The sequence below is a fragment of the Segnochrobactrum spirostomi genome (assembly GCF_009600605.1).
Lineage (GTDB): Bacteria > Pseudomonadota > Alphaproteobacteria > Rhizobiales > Segnochrobactraceae > Segnochrobactrum > Segnochrobactrum spirostomi.
The window spans coordinates 307,323-326,422 of the sequence record NZ_VWNA01000001.1 but is presented as its reverse complement, the minus strand read 5'-3'; the positions used below and the strand labels follow the sequence as shown (position 1 = coordinate 326,422).

Below are 19,100 nucleotides of genomic sequence, written 5' to 3'. Positions count from 1 at the left end.
GTGGTCAATCTCCCTTCGGATCGCTCCGGCGTGTCTCGAAAGGCTGGCCTCGGCCCGTTCCCCTTATCGGCCGTAAGCGCCCGCCGCCGATCCCCTTGCAAAGCCCTGCGCGTCCGCGGAATAATCGTTCCAACACCGCTTCGTTATGTCAATCTGGAAAGAAAATGCCGGCGGTCAGAAAGGTAAAAAATGCCGCGGAGAAACCGGCCGGCCACACCCGGCAGGAAGACGATTCCAACGTGCAGGCACGTCTCGCCCGTGCGCTCGAGGACCTGACCCCTCGGGAGCGCCGCGTCGGTCTTTATCTGCGGGATCATTATCCCGTCGCCGGTCTCGATCCGCTGCCGCGATTCGCCACATCCGCCGGCGTCAGCCCGCAGACGGTGTTGCGCCTCGTCGCCAAGCTCGGCTTCGCCGGCTACCGGGAGTTCCAGGATCAACTGCGCGCCGAACTCCTGTCGGAGCACGCCTCGCCGCTCGGGCGCTGGGTGGCGCACCGGCCGGCGGAGGGCGGCGACTGGCTCGGCGCGTTCGGCGCGCATCTCGCCGCCAACCTGGCCGACGCCTTCGAGCGGGTTGTTCGGGCCGATTTCGAAGCGGCGGCGGCGCTGCTCGCCGACAAGCGGTCGAGCGTCTTCGCGGCCGGCGGCCGCTTCACCCAGCCGATCGCGCGCTATCTCGTCCGCCATCTTCAGATCGTGCGCGGCAAGGCCGAGGAGATCGGTTCGCTGACGGCGACGTGGCCGGACCGCCTGCTCGATTTCGACCGCCGCACCGTCGCCGTCATCTACGACATCCGCCGCTATCAGCGCGACGCGACGCGGCTCGCCGAAGCGGCGGCCGAGCAGGGCGCGACCGTCATCCTGTTCACCGACAGCCGCTCGGCGCCGGCGGCCCGGTCGGCGCGATACGTCTTCGTCGCCCCCGTCGAAGGGGCGGGGGCCTGGGATTCCTCGCTCGCGCTGTTCGGGCTGACCGAGGCTCTGATCGCGCGGGTGACCGAGCTCGAGGGCGGCGGCACCGCCGACCGCCTCGGCCGCCTCGAAAATCTCCGCTCGAAGCTGCTCGGTGGGCCTTGAGGGCCGCGGACCGCCGCTCAGTCGGCGCTGCGGACCACGGCGCCGAAGGCGGCGAGGACGGCGGCCGCCTCGGGAGAGGGGCTGACCCCAGCGAGGGCGGCATCGACGTCGAGCCCGGCTGCCTCCAGCGGCTCGCGCACCAAGGCGAGGGTGAGTGCGGTGCCTTCGGCGGTGAACTCGGGGTGGAATTGCAGCCCCCACGCCCGCGGCGCATAGCGCAGGGCCTGGATGCCCTTCTCGTTGCGGGCGAGCACGACCGCGTCGGCCGGCGGCGTCAGCACCCCCTGATAATGGGCGGCCTGGGCGGCGAAGGTTTCGGGCGCCGCCGCGAACAGCGGGTCATCGCGCCCGTGTTCCGTCACGCCGATCGTCGCGGTGCCGTATTCCGGTGCGCCGTCGATCGGACCGACCGTCCCGCCCAGTGCGTGGGCGAGCAATTGGTGTCCGAAGCAGACCCCGAGCACCGGCACGCCGGCGGCGATGGCGCGGCGGACATAATCCGAGGTCTCGTGGATCCAGGGGAGCCCGTCGCCGACCATCACGGCGGCACCGGTGAGGGCGATCGCCGAGACCTCTTCCGGCGGCGGCGGCGCAACGCCATCGCACACCGGCACCATCAGCGTCTCCCGGTCCTGGAGCCCGATGCCTTCGGCGATGGCGTGGCTCATTTCCCCGCAGCTCGAATACCATTCCGGCACGGTGCGCTCGACGACTTCGCACTGGAGAACGACGAGAGGCTTCAAGGCGGGCTCCTTGGGAAAACGGGAATGCGGGGGAGGGGTCAAGCGTCTTCGAATCGCAAATCGGATTCGTAATCTCGACCGCCATAATAGAGGCCGAGAATATTGACCGCGTCGGGCGCCACGTCAAAGGCGATGGTCACGCGACGCCCATATCCTACGGTGCGCAGACCCGGACGGATTTTACCGGCGCTCACTTTCAGCCCGGAGCGCGGCGAGGACCTGTTCGGGCGTCCGTCCGATCGAAGGATCGGCCCGGAGTTCGTCATAGGCCGCTCCAACTTCCGTCCTCAGCCAATCGTCGAGGGCGCGCTCCTGCGCCTGCAGGGCGCGCAGACCCTCCCGGATCACCTCGCTCTCGCTCGCATATTCGCCCGAGCGGACCTTGTCCTTGACCATCTGCGCCATCTCGTCGGGCAGCGTCACGCTGAACTGCTGCGTGCTGCGCATGGCAATCTCCGTGCGGCCTCGGCTGAGGAATGCCGAGATTATCAGAGCGCCCGACCGGGGGACAGATCGAGACGGGGCCACCGTGAAACGGCGCGCGTCAGCCCGCACCGTCCTGAGCCGCGGCGTGCTCGATGAGGTCCCAGCGGTTGCCGTAGAGATCCTCGAACACGGCGACGGTGCCGTAGGACTCCTGCCGCGGTGCCTCGACGAAGCGGACGCCGCGGGCGCGGAACGCTTCGTAATCGCGCCGGAAGTCGTCGGTCGCCAGGAACAGGAAGACGCGGCCGCCGGCCTGCGCGCCGATCGCGGCCTCTTGTGCCGGGCCGTCGGCCTTGGCGAGGAGGAGCGCGCCGCCCGCACCGCCTTTCGGTGCCACCACGACCCAGCGCTTCTCCGGCGATAAGGCGGTGTCGGTCTTCAGATCGAAGCCGAGCGCGCCGACATAGAAGGCGATCGCCTCGTCGTAATCGCGGACGACGAGGGTGGTCATGAAGATCGACGGTGCCATGGTCGCCAACCCTCAGAGGAAATAGCGCCGCCACTCGAAGTCGGTGATGTGGCTGGCGAGCCAGCGCTCGAACGCGTCCGACTCGAACCGCGCGGCGTCGGCATAATGCCGGGTGAGATCGGCGCCGAACACGCGCTCGGCGAAGGCGGAGCCTGCGAAGGCCTCGATCGAGGCCGCGAGCGTGCGGGAGAGGGGCGGAAAGTCGGCCCCGCGCGGCAGGCCGGAGGCCGGCGGGGGCGGCGGAAGGTCAGCCTCGATGCCGTCGAGGCCGGCGGCGAGGAGCGCCGTCAGGACGAGGTGGAGGTTGGCGTCGGCGCCGGCGGCGCGGTGTTCGAGCCGGGCATGGTGGGCCGCGGCACCGGGAATGCCACGGATCGCCGCCATGCGGTTCTCGACGCCGAAGCTCGCGGTCTCCGGCGACCAGGCCTCGAGGTCGAGACGGCGGTAGGAGTTCATCGTCGGCCGGAACAGGAGGTGCGTCTCGGCGAGGGTCGCGACTTGCCCGGCGGCGAACGACAGGGCGAGGGGCGACAGCGCGCCCTCCGCGGCGAAGACGTTGGCGCCGTCGCGCCACAGGCTCTGGTGGATGTGGGCGCCGCAGCCGCTTTCCCGGCCCGGCGGACGGACGCGGGCCATGAAGGTCGCGACGAGGCCGTGCTCGGCGGCGAGCGCCCGCAACACGAGCTTCGTGCGGGCGAGATCGTCGGCGGCCTCGAGCGGCGTCTTCGGCGTGAGCGCGATCTCGTAGAGCCCGCGGCCATATTCCGAGACGAACGAGGCCATGCCGATGCCGAGGGCGCTCAGGCGCTCGGCGAGGCGGGCGACGAACGTCGCTTGGCCGGGCGCCCGAGCGGCATCGTAGTTCGCCGGCGACGCGCCCCACGGCGTCAGCTCGCCGAAGCGGCCGGTCTTCATCAGGACGGGGTCCGCCTCGAACAGGCCGAACTCGAGCTCGACGGCGAAGCGCGGCTCGAAGCCGAGGCGGAGCGCGCGCTCCTCCTGCCGCTTGAGCGGTGCCCTGACGTCGAGCGGCGACGGGGCGCCGTCGGCGAGGAAGAGGTCGACGAAGACGGAGGCCGTCTCCGGCGCCCATTTATGGTGGCGGACCGTCGCCGGGTCGGCGAGGGCGAGGGCGTTGGCGAAGCCCGTCTCGACGCCCGCGAACGGCGAGGGGAACAGCGGCTCCTCGTTCGGCTCGCCTTCGCCGCGGGCGGTCGCGAGCAGCATCGGATTGAAGGCCTCGCCGTCCGGATCGAACCGGAGGCGGCCGGTCTTGGTGCGGAGCGTGCCGGCGAGATCGACGAAATGGGTCTCGAGGAGCGACGCCCCGGCGGCGCGCATCCTCTCCTCGGCGGCGGCGAGGTCGGGGCGGCGGCGGGCGGCGAGGGCGCGGAGGGTCATCGGGAAGCCGGGGCGATCAAAGGGGGGTCCCTCCCGATTGCGCAGGACGTTCGGGGGTGTGGGGACATCTCGCACGCTCCGCGCGATCCCGCCAGAACGAACCCGCCAGCGCTTGGCCGCGAGATGCGCGCCGAGCACGGCACGCCGTCCGTGCGCCATTGATCCCCTATGCCCTGTCTGACTGGTCCCTCTCGGATCCGGCGCACCCCGCGTTCCGGATGGCCACCGGGACCGTCGGCGCCCATCGCAAAATAGGCTATTGAAATTATAGACTTATCCGAGTCTTTCGCGTTTTTTTGCCGTCGGATCGCCCTTCACGGCCCGCGAGCGCGATGTGGGCCATCTCATCCGTCTTTTGGCCTTTCTGGAGGAATTCTTTTCCGGCAGAAGGGGCGCGCCATGGAACGGCATGCCCCGAAAAAGCGCGGCCGTTCCTCTATCTCTCATTCAGACCGTGGGGCGCGTGCGCCCCGAACTCCCCGCGAGGCGAGATGAGCGATATCGCAACGGGCCGGACGCCCGAGCGCCTGACCGTCTTTCCGGCCTTCCACAAGGTGGCAGGCCGTCCCGTCGTCGTGATCGGCGGGGACGACGAGGCGCTCGCCAAAGTTCGGCTGCTCGGCGAGACCGAGGCGCGGATCGTCGTGATCGCGTCCGAGGTCGAGGCGGAGGTCGAAGAGGCCGTGTCGCGTCTCGGTGGCGAGGTGCGCCACCGCGCTGCGACGGCTGCCGACCTCGACGGCGCCGCCCTCGTCTTCGTCGCCCTGGAAGACGACGACGAAGCCGCCGCCGCGGTGGCGATGGCGCGCGCCGCAGGCGTGCCGGTCAATGCGGTCGACCGCCCCGAGCTCTGCGATTTCATCGTGCCGGCCCTGGTGAACCGTGCGCCGATCGCGGTCGCGATCTCCTCGACCGGCACCGGCCCGGTGCTCGCGCGCCACATCCGTGCCCGCATCGAGGCGATGTTGCCGACCCAGCTCGGCGCGCTCGCCCGGCTCGCCGACCAGTTCCGCGCGACCACCGCCCGCGTCCTGACCTCGTCGGACGAGAAGCGCCGGTTCTGGGCGCGCTTCTTCTCCGGCGCCGTGGCGGACCGCGTCTATGCCGGCCGTCTCGACGAGGCGCGCGCCGAGGCGGCGCGGCTTCTGAACGGTGGCTCCAACGAGCCCGGTTTCGTGTGGCTCGTCGGCGCCGGCCCCGGCGCAGTCGATCTGCTCACGTTGCGCGCGCAGCGGCTCCTGCAAGAGGCGGACGTCATTGTGCATGACCGGCTGGTGCCGGATGCCGTGGTCGCCATGGGCCGCCGCGATGCCGAGCGCATCTCCGTCGGCAAGGCCAAGGGCTGCCATTCGGCGACCCAGGCCGAGATCAACGATCTTCTCGTCTCGCTCGCCGGCGCCGGGCGCCGCGTCGTCCGCCTCAAGGCCGGCGATCCCTTGGTGTTCGGCCGCGCCGGGGAAGAGATGGCGGCGCTGAAGGCCGCCGGCATCGCCTTCGAGGTGGTGCCGGGCATCACCGCCGCGGTCGCCGCCGCCGCCTCGATCGGCCTGCCGCTGACGCTGCGGGGCGTGGCGTCGAGCCTGGTGTTCGCGACCGGCCACGACCGCGACGGCGAGACGCTGCCCGGTTGGGCGGGCGTCGTTCTCGCCGGTGCCACAGTCGCCGTCTATATGGGTCGCTCCGTCGCCGCCAAGGTCGCCGCCCGGTTGATCGAGGCGGGGCTTGCGGGCACCACGCCGGTTGTCGCCGTCGAAAACGCGAGCCGCGACGACGAGGTCGCCTATGCGGGTTCGCTCGCGGACCTTTCCGCGCTCACCGACGCCGCGCGGGAGACCGCGCCCGTTCTCATCGTGATCGGCGAGGCGGTCGGCCATGCCGATCTCTCCGCCGCCCGTCCGCTCGTCCGCGCCCGCCGCGTCGTGGCCGCCTGAGGAATTCGCCGATGCCCACGCCGATCCGTCCCGTCAAAGCCGGTGCCGCCGCCAAGAAGGGCGCCGACCTGAAGCAGGCCGTCACCGCGAACCGGCTCTCCGACGGGCTCGTCATCTTCCTCGCCGCCGGCGAGCGGTGGACCGAGCACGTCGCCGAGGCGGAGGTCTTCACCGATCCCGCTGCCCTCGAAGCCGCGCTCGACTTCGGCAAGCGCTGCGTCGCCGAGCGGCTCCTGGTCGAGCCCTATCCGATCGACGTCACCCTGGAGGCGGAAGGTCCGGTTCCCTCGAAGCTGCGCGAATGGATCCGCGCCTTCGGCCCGACCGCCCGCACCGACGTCGTCGCCCCCGAACCCGTCGCGCCCGCGCCGGCTCCCGAAGCCGTGGCCTGAGCCCCGACGAGAGGCACCCTATCATGTACCGCTACGACGAGTTCGACCGCGAGTTCGTGACCGCCCGCACCGCGCAATTTGCCGATCAGGTCGAGCGCCGCCTGTCGGGGGAGCTGACCGAGGACGAGTTCCGCCCACTGCGCCTCCAGAACGGCGTCTATCTGCAGCTCCACGCCTACATGCTGCGGATCGCGATCCCCTACGGCACCCTGTCGAGCCGGCAGCTCCGCCGTCTCGCTCTGATCGCGCGGCGCTTCGACAAGGGATACGGCCACTTCACGACCCGGCAGAACCTGCAGTTCAACTGGCCGCGGCTCGAAGACATTCCGGAGATCCTCGGCCTCCTCGCCGAGGTCGAGATGCATGCTTTGCAGACCTCGGGCAACTGCATCCGCAACGTCACCGCCGACCATTTCGCGGGGGCCGCGGCCGACGAGATCGCCGATCCGCGCCCGATCGCCGAGGTGATCCGGCAATGGTCGTCGATCCACCCGGAATTTCTGTTCCTGCCGCGCAAGTTCAAGATCGCGGTGTCGGGCGCGACCCGCGACCGGGCGGCGATCCGCGTCCACGATATCGGCCTGCAACTCGTCAAGGACGAGGCCGGCGGGCTCGGCTACGAGGTGTGGGTCGGCGGCGGGCAGGGCCGCACGCCGATGATCGCGAAGTGCCTCAACAGCTTCGTGCCGGAGGTCGATCTCCTCGCTTATCTCGAGGCCGTGGTGCGGGTCTATAACCGCTACGGCCGCCGGGACAACAAGTACAAGGCGCGCATCAAGATCCTCGTCCACGAGACGGGCACCGAGGAATTGCGTGCTCAGGTCGAGGAGGAGTTCGCCCAGCTCAAGGGCGGCGTGCTCACCATCCCGGCCGAGGAAATCCGCCGCATCGAGACCTATTTCGCCCCGCCGACCTTCGCCGCCCGCCCGGCGGTGAGCGAGCGGCTGGAGGCGGCGAAGCGGGCCGATCCGAGCCTCGGCGTGTTCCTGGCGCAGAATCTCCACCCCCACAAGGTGCCGGGCTATGCGTCTCTGACGATCTCGCTGAAGCCGATCGGCGGCATTCCGGGCGACGCGACCGCCGAGCAGATGGAAGCGGTCGCTGATCTCGTCGAGACCTACGGCTTCGACGAGGTGCGCGTCAGCCACGAACAGAACCTCGTCATCCCGCACGTGGCGCTCGACGATCTGCCGGAGGTCTATGCCGGCTTGGTCGCGGCCGGGCTCGCGACCGCCAACGCCGGGCTCCTCAGCGACATCATCGCCTGCCCGGGCCTCGATTATTGCGCGCTCGCCAACGCCCGCTCGATCCCGATCGCCCAGGCGATCTCGGAGCGCTTCGCCGATCTCGGCCGGCAGCGGGAGATCGGCCCGCTCTCGATCAAGATCTCGGGCTGCATCAACGCCTGCGGCCACCACCATGTCGGCCACATCGGCATCCTCGGCGTCGATCGCAAAGGCGAGGAATTCTATCAGATCACCCTCGGCGGCGCGCCCGGCGAGGATGCGGCGATCGGCGAGATCGTCGGCCCCGGCTTCCCCGCGGAAGGCGTGCCGGACGCCATCGAGACCATCGTCGACACCTACATCGCCCAGCGGGAAGGCCCGCACGAGCCGTTCCTCGCCGCGCTGCGGCGGGTCGGTCATGCTCCGTTCAAGGAGGCGCTCTATGGCGCGCGTTGAGCCGATCATCCCGGCCGTCGCCGGCCCGTCGCCGGCGGCGCTCCTCGCCGAGGACCTCGAGGCGGCCCATGGTTCGGGCACGGCGATAGAGATCCTCGAAGCCGCGCTCGGTTCGGTGCTCGCCGGCCGCATCGCCCTCGTCTCGAGCTTCGGGGCGGATTCGGCGGTGCTCCTGCACCTCGCCGCGACCGTGGACCGCGACCTGCCGGTGATCTTCCTCGAAACCGGCAAGCATTTCCCCGAGACGCTGCGATATCGCGACCGGCTGATCGAGCGCCTCGGCCTCACCGACGTCCGCTCGATCGCCCCCGATCCGGCGCGGCTCGCGGAGATCGATCCGAACGGCACCTTGTGGTTCTCGCAGCCGGATCTGTGCTGCCGCATCCGCAAGGTCGAGCCGCTCGCCCGCGCGCTCGCCGGCTTCGACGGCTGGATTTCGGGCCGCAAGCGCTTTCAGGCGGCGACGCGCGCCGCGCTGCCGGCCTTCGAGGCGGACGGGTTCCGGGTCAAGGTCAACCCGATCGCGCGCTGGTCGCGCGCGGACATCGACGGCTACGCGGCGCTCCACGACCTGCCGACCCATCCGCTGGTCGAGCAGGGCTTCCGCTCGATCGGCTGCATGCCGTGCACGGACAAGGTCGCCGACGGCGAGGACGAGCGCGCCGGACGCTGGCGCGGCGGCGCGAAGACGGAATGCGGCATTCATCTCGGCCTCGTCGGCCGCGAGGCGGACGGTAGCGGCATCTGAGCCGCCGGCCGGAACAAGGACAGGGCGATCTGATGGCCGACATCTTCCGCAACGGGCGCTTCGAGCCCGACACGTGGCGCACGCTCGCCGACGACGAGGCGATTCCGCCCGAGGGAGGGGTCATCCTCTCTCTCGCCCGCTTTGAGGCCGAGCGGGAGCATCTCTCCGGCGACAACCGGCCCCTCGGCCTCCACGTCGCCCCCGGCGAGGCGATCGAGGCGGTGGCCGACGACGTGTCCCGCTTCTCGGTCATCGCGCTCGCCTTTCCGAGCTACACGGACGGCCGCAATTATTCGACCGCGCGCCTCCTGCGCGAGCGCTACGGCTATCGCGGTGAACTGCGCGCCGTCGGCAATGTGCTGATCGATCAGGTGCCGCTGATGCGCCGCTGCGGCATCGATGCGCTCGTCGTCGTCAACGAGCCGACCCGGCGGCGTCTTGCCGAGGGCCGCATCCCCGAGGTGCCGGTGTTCTACCAGCCGATCCCGGCCGAGGCGGAAGCCCCGGCCGGCCACCGCGCCTGGGGCCGCGTCCGGGTGCAGTGAGGGGCGGCGCCTCGTGCGCGACCGCGGCGCCTGCGCCGCCGACCCCACCCCGCCGGCCTTCGGCCGTCGACCCTCCCCCTAGCAGGGGAGGGTTGGTGTGTCACTTCAGAGGTGAGCGCCAAGTCCCTCAAAACAAGACGCCCTCACCCTCCCCTGGAGGGGGAGGGTCGGCGCGTAGCGCCGGGGTGGGGTGAACGCCCCGGGCGAGACGGCATCGCGCGTGTCTTCCGTTAGACGTATGTGGGGTGAACGCCTCGCCGCCCCCACCTCGCCGGCCTTCGGCCGTCGCCCCTCACCCTGGCAGGGGAGGGTTGGTGCACCACTTCAAACGTTAGTTCCATCCCCTTCAAAACACGACGCCTTCACCCTCCCCTGGAGGGGGAGGGTCGGCGCGTAGCGCCGGGGTGGGGTGAACGCCCCGGGCGAGACGCGTCCGGCGCCGCCAAGGCGAGACCGAGCTTTGCCGCCAGCGACAGGGCGTCGAACGGGGCGCGGACTTTCATGTCGTTGTCGAAGTAGACGTAGCAGTCGCGGCCGCGCTGGCGTCGGGCCGGGCCGCCGATGCGGTCGGCATCGTCCGGTTCGCCGCCCTCCGACCAGGCGCGAAATCGAGCCGCCCAGCGATCGAGGGCGTCGTCGGAATAGCCGCTGGCATAGAGCTCCTGCGAGCCGTGCAGCCGCGCATAGACGAAGTCGGCCGTGACGTCCTCGAAATAGGGCCACTCGACGGTGTCGGCGAACACCAGCGCCACGTTGTAGGCCTTGAGCAGCGCGACGAAGTCGGGGTCGCGGAAGCTCTCGTGGCGGATTTCGACGGCGTGCCGCAGCGGGCGCTTGCGGTCCGTCTCGGTTACACAGCGCCCCTCGACCCGCGTGTCGTGCCGCGCGGCAAACGCTGCCGCGGCTTTCGTATCTTTCGGCAGCATGGCGAGAAAGGGTTCGAGGCGATCGCGGTCGTAGCGGAAGTGCGGCGGGAATTGCCACAGGATCGGCCCGAGCTTCGACCCGAGGGCGAGGAGCCCCGAGGCGAGGAAATTGGCGAGCGGCGTCTCGATGTCTTTGAGCCGCTTGAGATGGGTGATGTAGCGCGAGCCCTTGACGGCAAAGACGAAATCGTCCGGTGTCGCGTCCCGCCAGGCGCGGAAGGCTGTGGGCTTCTGGAGACCGTAGAAGGTGCCGTTGATCTCGATTGAGGGAAAGGTCTCGGCCGCGTAGGGGAGCTCGGAGCTCTGCTTCAGCCCGGGCGGATAGAACACGCCCCGCCAGGGTGCGTAGGTCCAGCCGGAGATGCCGACGCGGACAAGGCCGCGGGTGCTGCGGGACGAGGCCGACATGAGCCAGAAACGCGGTCTGCGCCGGTCGCGTTCCTCCGCGTGACCTTGTCCGGCTCGGATAGACTTACGGTGTGCGGGCGCCGACCTGTTTCTTCTCGTCTTCGGTGAAGGCCGCGATCATGGCGCGGAAGGTCGCCTCGGCGACGTCCGGCGAGAGGCCGAGCGTCGTCGCCTCGGCGCGCACCTTGGCGATGATCGCGGCGACGCGCTTGTCGTCCTGCACCTTGGCGACGCTCGGCTTGAATCGCCCGGCTTCATGGACGTAGGTCTGCCGCTCGGCCATCAGCTTCAGGATCTGCGTGTCGATGGCGTCGATGTGCGTGCGCACCTCGGCGAGGCTCGCGCAGCAGGTCCCCCGGCGGCGCTCGGGCTGCCGTGGGGCGCGCTCTCGTCGGCGAACGAGGGCGCGCCCGTCGCGAGTACGAGGGCGACGAGGGCGATCAGCCGACGCTTGGTGAGTGAGCGCAAGGGCATGCGAGGTCTCCTCATGTCGAGTGCCGCCCATCCCGTCGCGATGTCACATGCGGTCGCGCATGGCGAACCACAGCATGGCGAGGATCATGAGCGGCTTGCGCAGCAGCGTGCCACCGGGGAAGGGCGGCACCGGGATGCGGGAGAAGATGTCCAGCCCGTCGGTCTCGCCGGCGATCGCGTCCGCCACGAGCTTGCCGGCGAACGGGGCGATCGCGACGCCTTGACCCGAATAGCCCGTGGCGGCGTACAGGCCGGGCCGTACCCGCCGGACCATCGGCATGCGCTCGCGGGTGACGGCGAGCGTGCCGCCCCAGGCATAGTCGATCGGTGTATCGGCGAGACCGGGATAGAGCTCGAGCATGTAGCGGCGCACGAAGCCCTTGAGGTCGGCCGGCTCGCGGTTGCCGTAGGTCTCACCGCCGCCGAACAGCATCCGCCCATCGGCGGTGAGGCGCCAATAGCGCACCACGAAGCGGCTGTCGGCGATGCACTCGTTGCCGGGGATGATCTCGGCCGCGTTCTTGAGCGGCGCGGTGGCGAGCACGTAGTTCTTGATCGGCAGCACGCGGGCCTCGACGGTCGGCTCGATGCCGGCGAGGTAGCCGTTGCCGGCGAGCAGCACATCGTCGGCCTCGATCGTCCCGGTCGTGGTCTCGACGCTGAAGCGTCGGCCCTGGCGCACGGCCTTCACCGGCGAGCCCTCGTAGAGCTGCGCACCGGCCCGCTCGGCCGCCGCAGCGAGCCCGAGGGCGAAGGAGAGCGGGTGGAGATGGGCGGCACCGCGGTCGCGGCTGCCGGCGGCGTAGAAGTCGGTGCCGATCGCGGCGCGCAGCTCCTCGCGGGAGAGGAAGTCGAGCTTGTCGTAGCCGTACTCGGCCCGCATGTGCTCGAGGCTCGCCTTTTCGTCGGCGATCTCGCTCTCCCGGTGCAGCGCATGGATGAGGCCGGGAGTGAGGTCGCAGGCGATGTCGTGGCGAGCGGCGAGGTCGAACACGAGCGCCTTCGCATCTTCGGCGAGGCTCCAGAGGCGGTGGGCCTCCTCGCGGCCGAAGCGGGCCTCGATCCAGTCCTGCGGCCGGCGCTGGCCGGTGTGGAGCTGGCCGCCGTTGCGCCCCGTGGCGCCCCAGCCGAGCCGCTTCGCCTCAAGCAGCACGACCTTGCGGCCGCGCTCGGCGAGATGGAGGGCGGCGGAGAGGCCCGTGAAGCCGCCGCCGACGATGCACACGTCCGCCGTCGCCGACCCGTCGAGCCGCGGCCGTTCGCGCAACCCGACAGCGGTCGCGGCGTAATAGCTCGGGGCATGGGCGGGCAGGGCGGTGGTCATGATCGGCGGCACTCCGGGTCCCGGCCCGTCGGGCTCAGGCGTTGAGCGTCTCGTAGAGATCGAGCCATTCCGGGTTGAATGTCTCGATCAGGTTGATCTTCCATACCCTCGGCCATTTTTTCAGGCGCTTCTCGCGGTGGATCGCGAGCGGCATGGCGTCGTGCGGCTCGTACCAGACGAGCCCGAACAGCCTGTAGCGGCTGGTGAAGCTCGGATATTGCGTGGTTCTGTGCTCGTAGGTGCGGCGGGCGATGTCGTTGGTCACGCCCACATAGAACGTGCCCTGCGGCTTGTTGGTGACGATGTAGACCCAACCGGTCACGTCTCGCCCCGTTCTTGCACCTTCGTGTGCGGTGCGCCCGAGCGCACCCGCCGTCAGGGTCTGAACACAGCCCCGTTCCGCGCGGTGTTCACACCTCTCTCGGCGTCATGCCCCGGACAAGCCGGGGCATGACGCCGAGAGGAGGAGAGGCGAAAGGTCGGATCTCCCGCTCACACGTTGAGCAGCAGATATTCCCGCTCCCACGGGCTGATGACGCTCATGAACGTCTCGTACTCGGCCTGCTTGATCGCCCGGTAGGTGGCGACGAAGGACTTGCCGAAGATATCGACGAGCTCTTCGCACTCCTCGAACTTGACGACGGACTCGAGCAGGCCGCGCGGCAGGCCGAACGGGAGCTGGCGGGCCGAGCCGTCCACCGGATCGTCGGGAGACAGGCCGCTGATCATGCCGAGATAGCCGCAGGCGAGCGAGGCGGCGATGGCGAGATAGGGGTTGGAATCCGACGACGGAACCCGGTTCTCCACCCGCCGCGCCTGGGGCGAGGAATTCGGCACGCGCAGGCCGACCGTGCGGTTGTCATATCCCCAGTGGACGTTGATCGGGGCGACCGAGGCGCGCGTCAGGCGACGGTACGAGTTCACGTACGGCGCCATGATGCACAGCACGCTTGGCAGGAAGCGCTGCTGGCCGGCGATGAAGGAGAAAAACTCCCGCGTCGGCGTGCCGTCCTCGTCCGAGAAGATGTTGCGCCCCGTCTCGGCGTTCACCACCGACTGGTGAATGTGCATCGCCGAGCCCGGCTCGTTGCTCATCGGCTTCGCCATGAAGGTGGCGTACATCTTGTGGCGCAGCGCGGCCTCGCGGATGGTGCGCTTGAAGAGGAACACCTGGTCGGCGAGCTCGAGCGGGCTGCCGTGAAGGAGGTTGATCTCCATCTGCGCGGAGCCCTCCTCGTGGATCAGGGTATCGATCTCGAGCCCCTGCGCCTCCGAGAAGTCGTAGATGTCGTCGAACAGCGCGTCGAACTCGTTGACCGCCGCGATCGAATAGGACTGGCGGCCGATCTCCGGCCGGCCGGAGCGGCCGATCGGCGGCTTCAGCGGATAATCGGGATCGGTGTTCGGCTCGATCAGGTAGAACTCGATCTCGGGCGCCACGACCGCTTTCCAGCCGCGATGGGCGTAGAGATCGATCACCCGCCGCAGCACCTGGCGCGGTGCGGTGTCCACCGGACGGCCGTCCTTGTGGTAGGCGTCGTGGATGATCTGGGCAGTCGGGTCGCTCGCCCACGGCACCACCGCGAGGGTCGAATAGTCCGGCTCGAAAACGAGGTCGCCGTCGGTCGGATCGTAGATTTCGTCCGCCTCCTCGTCCTCCGGATAATCCCCCGTGATCGTCTGGGTGAAGATCGAGGTCGGCATGGTCATGGTGGGGCCGGAGAGGAATTTCTCCACCGGCATCATCTTGCCGCGGGCGACGCCGGCGACGTCCGGCACGATGCACTCGATATCCTCAAGGCCGCGTTGCGAGAGCCACGTCGCGGCTTCTTCGAACGAGGCGACACCGCGCGCGCGGTCTTCCGGGCGCTCGGTTTTCTTCTTCTTCGACATGATTTTCCCGTTGTGCGGAGCTCAATGGTCGACGCCTCATCTTAGCGGGCCGCCGCGCTGCGGCCTAGTGTGCGCGGGTGAAAGTATGGCGACGGCCGATCGGGCCGATGCGGGAGGGATCATGGATCTGGAACTTCGGGGTGCGCGGGCCCTCGTTCTCGGGGGTAACAAGGGGCTCGGACGCGGCGTCGCGGAGGCCCTCGCCGGTGAGGGCGCGACGGTGGCGATCGTCGGCCGGGATGCGGCGGCGAGCGCGGAAACCTTGGCGGTTCTCAAGGCCAAGGCGGCGGGGTCACGGGCTTTCGCGGCCGACCTGTCGGACTCGACGGAGGTGACCCGTCTGATCGCGACACTCGACGAGGATTTCCCCGCCATCGACATCGTCGTGCTCAACGGCGGCGGACCGCCGGTCGGCTCGGCCGCCGCGATCGACCCGGCCGCCTGGCGCCACCAGTTCGAGACGATGGTGCTCGCCAACATGCGAATCGCCACTCATCTGCTGCCCGGCATGCGCGACCGCCGATTCGGCCGCATCCTCATCGTCGCCTCGGTCAGCGTTCGAGAGCCGATCGAGGGGCTGGTGATGTCGAACTCGCTCCGCGGAGCGGTCGCCGGCTGGGCGAAGACGCTCGCCGACGAGGTCGCCGGCGACGGCGTGACGGTGAACCTCCTCCTGCCGGGTAGCCACGCGACGGCGCGTATCGAATCGTTCGTGCGGGCGGATGCGGAGCGCCGCGGCCTGGATGTGGCGACGGTGAGGGCGGAGAACGCGGCCGCGATCCCGGTCCGCCGGTTCGGCACGCCGGAGGAGTTCGGGGCGGCCGCCGCGTTCCTGGCGAGCCGGAAGGCCGGCTTCATCACCGGGACGGCGCTCACGATCGACGGCGGCGCGGCGCGCTCGATGCTCTGAAAGGCGTCACCCGGCCTCGACGGCGTAGAGTTCCAGCGCGGCCGTCTTGCCGCGCAGGGGGATTTCTCCGAGTGGTTCCGCGGCAAGGCCCGGCGGGAGCGGCGACACGGCGGCGAGCGCCGAGGCGGACAGGATCGTCAGCCGGCCGAAGGTCCGGCACGCGTCTTCGATGCGGGCCGCGGTGTTCATCGTGTCGCCGAGCAGGATGATCTCGCGCTTCATGTCGCCGATCTCGCCCACCATCAGCGGGCCGGCATGCATGCCGGCTCGGAAGCGTGGCTCGGCGCCGTAGGTCTTGCGATAATGGTCGCCCCGCGCCGCGAGCAGGCGGCGGATCTCGATCAGGCAGGTGAGCGCCTTCGCCGATTGCGGCTCGTCGAGCCGCCACGTGATGATGATCTCGTCGCCGACATAGCGGTAGATCTCGCCGCCCGCCTCCAGGATCGTGTCGCTCATGTCGCTGTAGACACGGTCGAGAAAGCTCAGGAACGCGGCGTCGCCGATCCGCTCGGCAAGGGTCGTCGAGCCCAGAAGGTCGAGGAACAGGACGACGTGGTCCTCCCGCCGTGGCCGGTGATAGCGCCCGGTGAGGAGGGCGAAGAACGGCCTCGGCCCGATGAGCCGGCGGAGCGCGAAGGCGAAATTGAAGGCGACTGCGACGAGCAGGGCGCTGACGATGTCGATATCGACGGCGGCGGCGAGCTTCTCCTCGTCGTGGGTCGCATAGCGCATGAAGCGCCCGACGCCGAAGATGATCGATGTGTAGAGGCCCGCGCGGATCAGGAATGCGAGCCAGAACGGCGCGCGGCGCAGCGGCGCGGCCACCGAAGCCCGGGCGGCGATCTCGAACAGGGCGATCAGGCAGCCGATCATGCCCCCCGTCGCGGCGGAGGCGAGCACCGCGAGCGGGCGGGTCAAATCGGATGTGAAACTCGTCCCGATCAGCGCGGAGACCACGGTGACGGAGGCCACGGTCTTCAATCGGATATGTGTCTTCGCCCGCACGCGATGTTCTTCCCTGACGTGCTGCCGCCCGGGTGCACCCGTCGCAGGCGACGACTGCGATGGACACGGCTCCCGGCTCCCGCGCCGATATTGCCATACTCGGCAGGCAATTCCGCGCCTCGGAAAAAGGTCTGCGATCGCACCGGTGCGTGAGCGAGAGGCACGGTGTGCTCATCGAAGGGGCTTGAGGGCGCTCCGGTTCGCTCCTAACCTGCTTCCCGTAGTGCCCCGCGGGGGAGGCGGGCTTCAGGAGGAATTCCGTGCACAGCATGCTTCGCGCCACGGCGGCGATCGCCGCGACCCTCATGGCGGGTTTCGCCGCTCTGTCCCCGGCGCGCGCCGAGGATCGCGTGGTCAACGTCTTCAATTGGTCCGACTATATCGACCAGTCGGTCCTCAAGGACTTCACCCAGGAGACCGGCATCAAGGTCGTCTACGACGTGTTCGATTCGAACGAGATCTTGGAGACCAAGCTCCTCGCGGGTGGTTCCGGCTATGACGTGGTGGTGCCGAGCGCACACTTCCTCGGCCGTCAGATCCAGGCCGGCGTGTTCCAGAAGCTCGACAAGTCGAAGCTTCCGAACCTCAAGAACATGTGGCCGGAGATCACCGAGCGCCTCGGGGTCTACGACCCGGGCAACGATTATGCGGTCGATTATATGTGGGGCACCACCGGCATCGGCTACAACGTCAAGAAGATCAAGGCGATCATGCCGGACGCTCCGGTCGATAGCTGGAAGATCCTGTTCGACCCGGCGATTGCCGCGAAGTTCAAGGGCTGCGGCATCTACGTGCTCGACGCCCCCGACGAGACCATTCCGATCGCGCTCAAATATCTCGGCAAGGACCCGAACTCGCGCGATCCTGACGATCTGAAGGCCGCTGGCGATCTGTGGCTGAAGACCGCGCCGAACATCCAGAAGTTCAACTCGTCCGAATATATCAATGCTCTCGCGAATGGCGACATCTGCCTCGCGCTCGGCTGGTCGGGTGACGTGCTGCAGGCCGCCAACCGCGCCAAGGATGCCAAGAACGGCAACGAGATTGCCTATTCGATCCCGAAGGAAGGCACCGACATGTGGTTCGACACCATGGCGATCCCCGCGGACGCCAAGCATGTCGAAGAGGCCTATGCCTTCATCAACTACCTGATGAAGCCGGAAGTGATCGCGAAGGTTTCCGACTACGTGCAATATGCGAACGGTAACCTGGCGTCGCAGAAGTTCGTCGACAAGAGCGTGCTCGAAGATCCCGCAGTCTATCCGCCCGCGGACGTGATGAAGAATCTCTTCACGATCAAACCGTTCGATCCCAAAGCGCAGCGCGTGCTGACGCGGGTTTGGACCTCGGTGAAGACCGGCGGTCAGTGACGAGACGAGGAGCAGGGCCGGTTCACCGGCCCTGCTTCGTTATGGGGAGAGGGGACGGTGCCGCGCCCTGATCGGGGTGGGCCGGACCGCTCGTGGCGTCAAAAATATGAGGCCGCTCGCGGCCCGTTCCTGTCAGAGGTGATTTCGTGGCGAAAGCAGCAATCGGTCCGATCCGTCGCAAATTCGCGCCCTGGGACGACCCGAACGCCAAGCCGCTCATCGAATATCGCAATGTGACGAAGCGCTTCGGCGAGTTCGTCGCGGTCGATAACCTCGATCTCAAAATCTACGAGCGCGAGTTCTTTGCCCTGCTCGGTCCGTCCGGGTGCGGCAAGACCACCTTGATGCGGATGCTGGCGGGCTTCGAAGAGCCGACCCAAGGCGAGGTGTTGCTCGACGCCAAGCCAATCGTAGGCATTCCGCCCTACCGTCGCCCCGTCAACATGATGTTTCAGTCCTACGCGCTGTTCCCGCACATGAATGTGGAACAGAACGTGGCGTTCGGGCTGAAGCAGGACAAGCTGGCGAAGGGCGATATCGAGGCGCGCGTCCAGGAGGTGCTCAAGCTCGTGAAGCTCGAGCCCTTCGCGAAGCGTAAGCCGCACCAGCTTTCGGGTGGCCAGCGCCAGCGCGTCGCGCTCGCCCGATCCGTCGCCAAGCGCCCGAAGGTGCTGCTGCTCGACGAGCCGCTCGGCGCGCTCGACAAGAAGCTGCGCGAGGAGACCCAGTTCGAGCTGATGGATCTGCAGCAGACGCTCGGCATGACCTTCCTGATCGTCACCCACGACCAGGAGGAGGCGATGACGGTGGCCGACCGCATCGCCGTCATGGACAAGGGTCGGATCATCCAGATCGCGCCGCCGGCCGAGATCTACGAACAGCCCGCCTCGCGCTACGTCGCGGAGTTCATCGGCGACGTGAACGTGTTCGAGGGCACGGTGACGACCGCCGGCGACGGCCACAAGGTGATCGCGGCGCATGCCCCGGCCTTCACCATCGACGCCCTGTCGCGGATCGATTGCGGGCAGGGCAGCACGGTCGCCTTCGCCATCCGCCCGGAGAAGGTCCGCATCTCCCTCGACGCGCCGGCGGATACGAGCGTCAACGCGATCGCCGGCGAGGTCTGGGACATCGGCTATCTCGGCGACGTCTCGATCTATCACGTCCGGCTCGAGAACGGCGCCGCAGTGCGGGTGACGCTCGCCAATCGCAGCCGCGTCGTCGAGCGTCCGATCAGTTGGGACGACAAGGTTTGGCTGAGCTGGGAGCGGGACGCCGGCGTCCTGCTCACGCGTTGAGCACGGGGAGCACCTC

At 68.8% G+C, this 19,100-nt stretch carries 19 protein-coding genes; 9 read left to right on the top strand and 10 right to left on the bottom strand.

Annotated elements, in window-relative coordinates; translation table 11 throughout:
* The first annotated feature begins 164 nt into the window (after window positions 1-164).
* A complete protein-coding gene (locus F0357_RS01450; RefSeq protein WP_153477944.1) occupies window positions 165-1,079 on the top strand; it encodes a MurR/RpiR family transcriptional regulator in 915 nt (304 codons plus the stop codon).
* 17 nt (window positions 1,080-1,096) lie between these two features.
* Here F0357_RS01450 and F0357_RS01445 read toward each other — a convergent pair whose 3' ends face one another.
* From F0357_RS01445 to F0357_RS01430, 4 genes are all read right to left on the bottom strand, one after another.
* On the bottom strand, window positions 1,097-1,822 hold the full coding sequence (locus F0357_RS01445; RefSeq protein ID WP_153477941.1) for a glutamine amidotransferase: 726 nt from the start codon (window positions 1,820-1,822) through the stop codon (window positions 1,097-1,099).
* A gap of 180 nt (window positions 1,823-2,002) precedes the next feature.
* Window positions 2,003-2,269 (bottom strand): type II toxin-antitoxin system ParD family antitoxin, encoded by a 267-nt coding sequence (locus F0357_RS01440; RefSeq protein ID WP_153477939.1) that lies wholly within the window; start codon window positions 2,267-2,269, stop codon window positions 2,003-2,005.
* A gap of 97 nt (window positions 2,270-2,366) precedes the next feature.
* Window positions 2,367-2,777 carry a VOC family protein gene (locus tag F0357_RS01435; RefSeq protein ID WP_153477936.1) on the bottom strand — a complete coding sequence of 137 codons (411 nt, stop codon included), beginning with the start codon at window positions 2,775-2,777 and terminating at the stop codon, window positions 2,367-2,369.
* 12 nt (window positions 2,778-2,789) lie between these two features.
* Window positions 2,790-4,178, bottom strand: coding sequence for a type I glutamate--ammonia ligase (locus F0357_RS01430; protein ID WP_153477934.1), 1,389 nt, complete (start codon window positions 4,176-4,178; stop codon window positions 2,790-2,792).
* A gap of 491 nt (window positions 4,179-4,669) precedes the next feature.
* Between F0357_RS01430 and cysG the strand changes: the two genes are divergently transcribed.
* The 5 genes from cysG to F0357_RS01405 are packed head-to-tail and all read left to right on the top strand — an operon-like array spanning window position 4,670 to window position 9,476.
* On the top strand, window positions 4,670-6,109 hold the full coding sequence (gene cysG / locus F0357_RS01425; RefSeq protein WP_153477930.1) for a siroheme synthase CysG: 1,440 nt from the start codon (window positions 4,670-4,672) through the stop codon (window positions 6,107-6,109).
* Window positions 6,110-6,120: 11 nt separating this feature from the next.
* Window positions 6,121-6,501, top strand: coding sequence for a DUF2849 domain-containing protein (locus F0357_RS01420; protein ID WP_153477927.1), 381 nt, complete (start codon window positions 6,121-6,123; stop codon window positions 6,499-6,501).
* A gap of 23 nt (window positions 6,502-6,524) precedes the next feature.
* The gene (locus F0357_RS01415) at window positions 6,525-8,183 is read left to right on the top strand and encodes a nitrite/sulfite reductase (protein ID WP_153477923.1); all 1,659 of its coding nucleotides are present in this window, start codon (window positions 6,525-6,527) and stop codon (window positions 8,181-8,183) included.
* On the top strand, window positions 8,170-8,931 hold the full coding sequence (locus F0357_RS01410; RefSeq protein WP_153477921.1) for a phosphoadenylyl-sulfate reductase: 762 nt from the start codon (window positions 8,170-8,172) through the stop codon (window positions 8,929-8,931). The genes F0357_RS01415 and F0357_RS01410 overlap by 14 nt, the downstream gene beginning before the upstream one ends.
* Before the next feature lie 32 nt (window positions 8,932-8,963).
* Window positions 8,964-9,476 carry a DUF934 domain-containing protein gene (locus F0357_RS01405; RefSeq protein WP_153477919.1) on the top strand — a complete coding sequence of 171 codons (513 nt, stop codon included), beginning with the start codon at window positions 8,964-8,966 and terminating at the stop codon, window positions 9,474-9,476.
* A gap of 362 nt (window positions 9,477-9,838) precedes the next feature.
* Here the strand turns inward: F0357_RS01405 and F0357_RS01400 are convergent, their stop codons facing one another.
* The 5 genes from F0357_RS01400 to F0357_RS01380 form a co-directional block, all read right to left on the bottom strand.
* Entirely contained in the window at window positions 9,839-10,810 is a 972-nt protein-coding gene (locus F0357_RS01400; protein ID WP_153477916.1) for a DUF72 domain-containing protein, read from the bottom strand.
* A 64-nt stretch (window positions 10,811-10,874) separates the two neighbouring features.
* Window positions 10,875-11,138, bottom strand: a complete 264-nt coding sequence (locus F0357_RS25075) for a chorismate mutase (protein ID WP_208948159.1) — start codon at window positions 11,136-11,138, stop codon at window positions 10,875-10,877.
* A gap of 189 nt (window positions 11,139-11,327) precedes the next feature.
* A complete protein-coding gene (locus F0357_RS01390; protein ID WP_153477909.1) occupies window positions 11,328-12,608 on the bottom strand; it encodes an NAD(P)/FAD-dependent oxidoreductase in 1,281 nt (426 codons plus the stop codon).
* Window positions 12,609-12,642: 34 nt separating this feature from the next.
* Window positions 12,643-12,930 (bottom strand): GIY-YIG nuclease family protein, encoded by a 288-nt coding sequence (locus tag F0357_RS01385; RefSeq protein ID WP_312861405.1) that lies wholly within the window; start codon window positions 12,928-12,930, stop codon window positions 12,643-12,645.
* Window positions 12,931-13,100: 170 nt separating this feature from the next.
* Window positions 13,101-14,501: a glutamine synthetase family protein gene (locus F0357_RS01380; protein WP_153477903.1), complete on the bottom strand. Its 1,401-nt coding sequence runs from the start codon at window positions 14,499-14,501 to the stop codon at window positions 13,101-13,103.
* Window positions 14,502-14,622: 121 nt separating this feature from the next.
* On the opposite strand from F0357_RS01380, the gene F0357_RS01375 reads away from it, so the two are divergent.
* Window positions 14,623-15,411 carry an SDR family oxidoreductase gene (locus tag F0357_RS01375; protein WP_153477901.1) on the top strand — a complete coding sequence of 263 codons (789 nt, stop codon included), beginning with the start codon at window positions 14,623-14,625 and terminating at the stop codon, window positions 15,409-15,411.
* 6 nt (window positions 15,412-15,417) lie between these two features.
* On the opposite strand, the gene F0357_RS01370 is transcribed toward F0357_RS01375, so the two are convergent.
* On the bottom strand, window positions 15,418-16,383 hold the full coding sequence (locus tag F0357_RS01370; RefSeq protein WP_312861668.1) for an adenylate/guanylate cyclase domain-containing protein: 966 nt from the start codon (window positions 16,381-16,383) through the stop codon (window positions 15,418-15,420).
* A gap of 302 nt (window positions 16,384-16,685) precedes the next feature.
* On the opposite strand from F0357_RS01370, the gene F0357_RS01365 reads away from it, so the two are divergent.
* Complete coding sequence (locus F0357_RS01365) at window positions 16,686-17,786, top strand: polyamine ABC transporter substrate-binding protein (RefSeq protein WP_153485927.1); 1,101 nt, start codon at window positions 16,686-16,688, stop codon at window positions 17,784-17,786.
* Window positions 17,787-17,932: 146 nt separating this feature from the next.
* Window positions 17,933-19,084: an ABC transporter ATP-binding protein gene (locus F0357_RS01360; protein WP_312861404.1), complete on the top strand. Its 1,152-nt coding sequence runs from the start codon at window positions 17,933-17,935 to the stop codon at window positions 19,082-19,084.
* Window positions 19,085-19,100 lie beyond the last annotated feature (16 nt).

Bases quoted from the DNA above. Each gene is read 5' to 3' on its own strand.
- F0357_RS01415 (WP_153477923.1), top strand. From the start codon at position 6,525: ATGTACCGCTACGACGAGTTCGACCGCGAGTTCGTGACCGCCCGCACC.
- cysG (WP_153477930.1), top strand. From the start codon at position 4,670: ATGAGCGATATCGCAACGGGCCGGACGCCCGAGCGCCTGACCGTCTTT.
- F0357_RS01430 (WP_153477934.1), bottom strand. From the start codon at position 4,178: ATGACCCTCCGCGCCCTCGCCGCCCGCCGCCGCCCCGACCTCGCCGCC.
- F0357_RS01390 (WP_153477909.1), bottom strand. From the start codon at position 12,608: ATGACCACCGCCCTGCCCGCCCATGCCCCGAGCTATTACGCCGCGACC.
- F0357_RS01450 (WP_153477944.1), top strand. From the start codon at position 165: ATGCCGGCGGTCAGAAAGGTAAAAAATGCCGCGGAGAAACCGGCCGGC.
- F0357_RS01435 (WP_153477936.1), bottom strand. From the start codon at position 2,777: ATGGCACCGTCGATCTTCATGACCACCCTCGTCGTCCGCGATTACGAC.
- F0357_RS01405 (WP_153477919.1), top strand. From the start codon at position 8,964: ATGGCCGACATCTTCCGCAACGGGCGCTTCGAGCCCGACACGTGGCGC.
- F0357_RS01375 (WP_153477901.1), top strand. From the start codon at position 14,623: ATGGATCTGGAACTTCGGGGTGCGCGGGCCCTCGTTCTCGGGGGTAAC.
- F0357_RS01410 (WP_153477921.1), top strand. From the start codon at position 8,170: ATGGCGCGCGTTGAGCCGATCATCCCGGCCGTCGCCGGCCCGTCGCCG.
- F0357_RS01400 (WP_153477916.1), bottom strand. From the start codon at position 10,810: ATGTCGGCCTCGTCCCGCAGCACCCGCGGCCTTGTCCGCGTCGGCATC.
- F0357_RS01365 (WP_153485927.1), top strand. From the start codon at position 16,686: ATGCTTCGCGCCACGGCGGCGATCGCCGCGACCCTCATGGCGGGTTTC.
- F0357_RS01380 (WP_153477903.1), bottom strand. From the start codon at position 14,501: ATGTCGAAGAAGAAGAAAACCGAGCGCCCGGAAGACCGCGCGCGCGGT.
- F0357_RS01440 (WP_153477939.1), bottom strand. From the start codon at position 2,269: ATGCGCAGCACGCAGCAGTTCAGCGTGACGCTGCCCGACGAGATGGCG.
- F0357_RS01420 (WP_153477927.1), top strand. From the start codon at position 6,121: ATGCCCACGCCGATCCGTCCCGTCAAAGCCGGTGCCGCCGCCAAGAAG.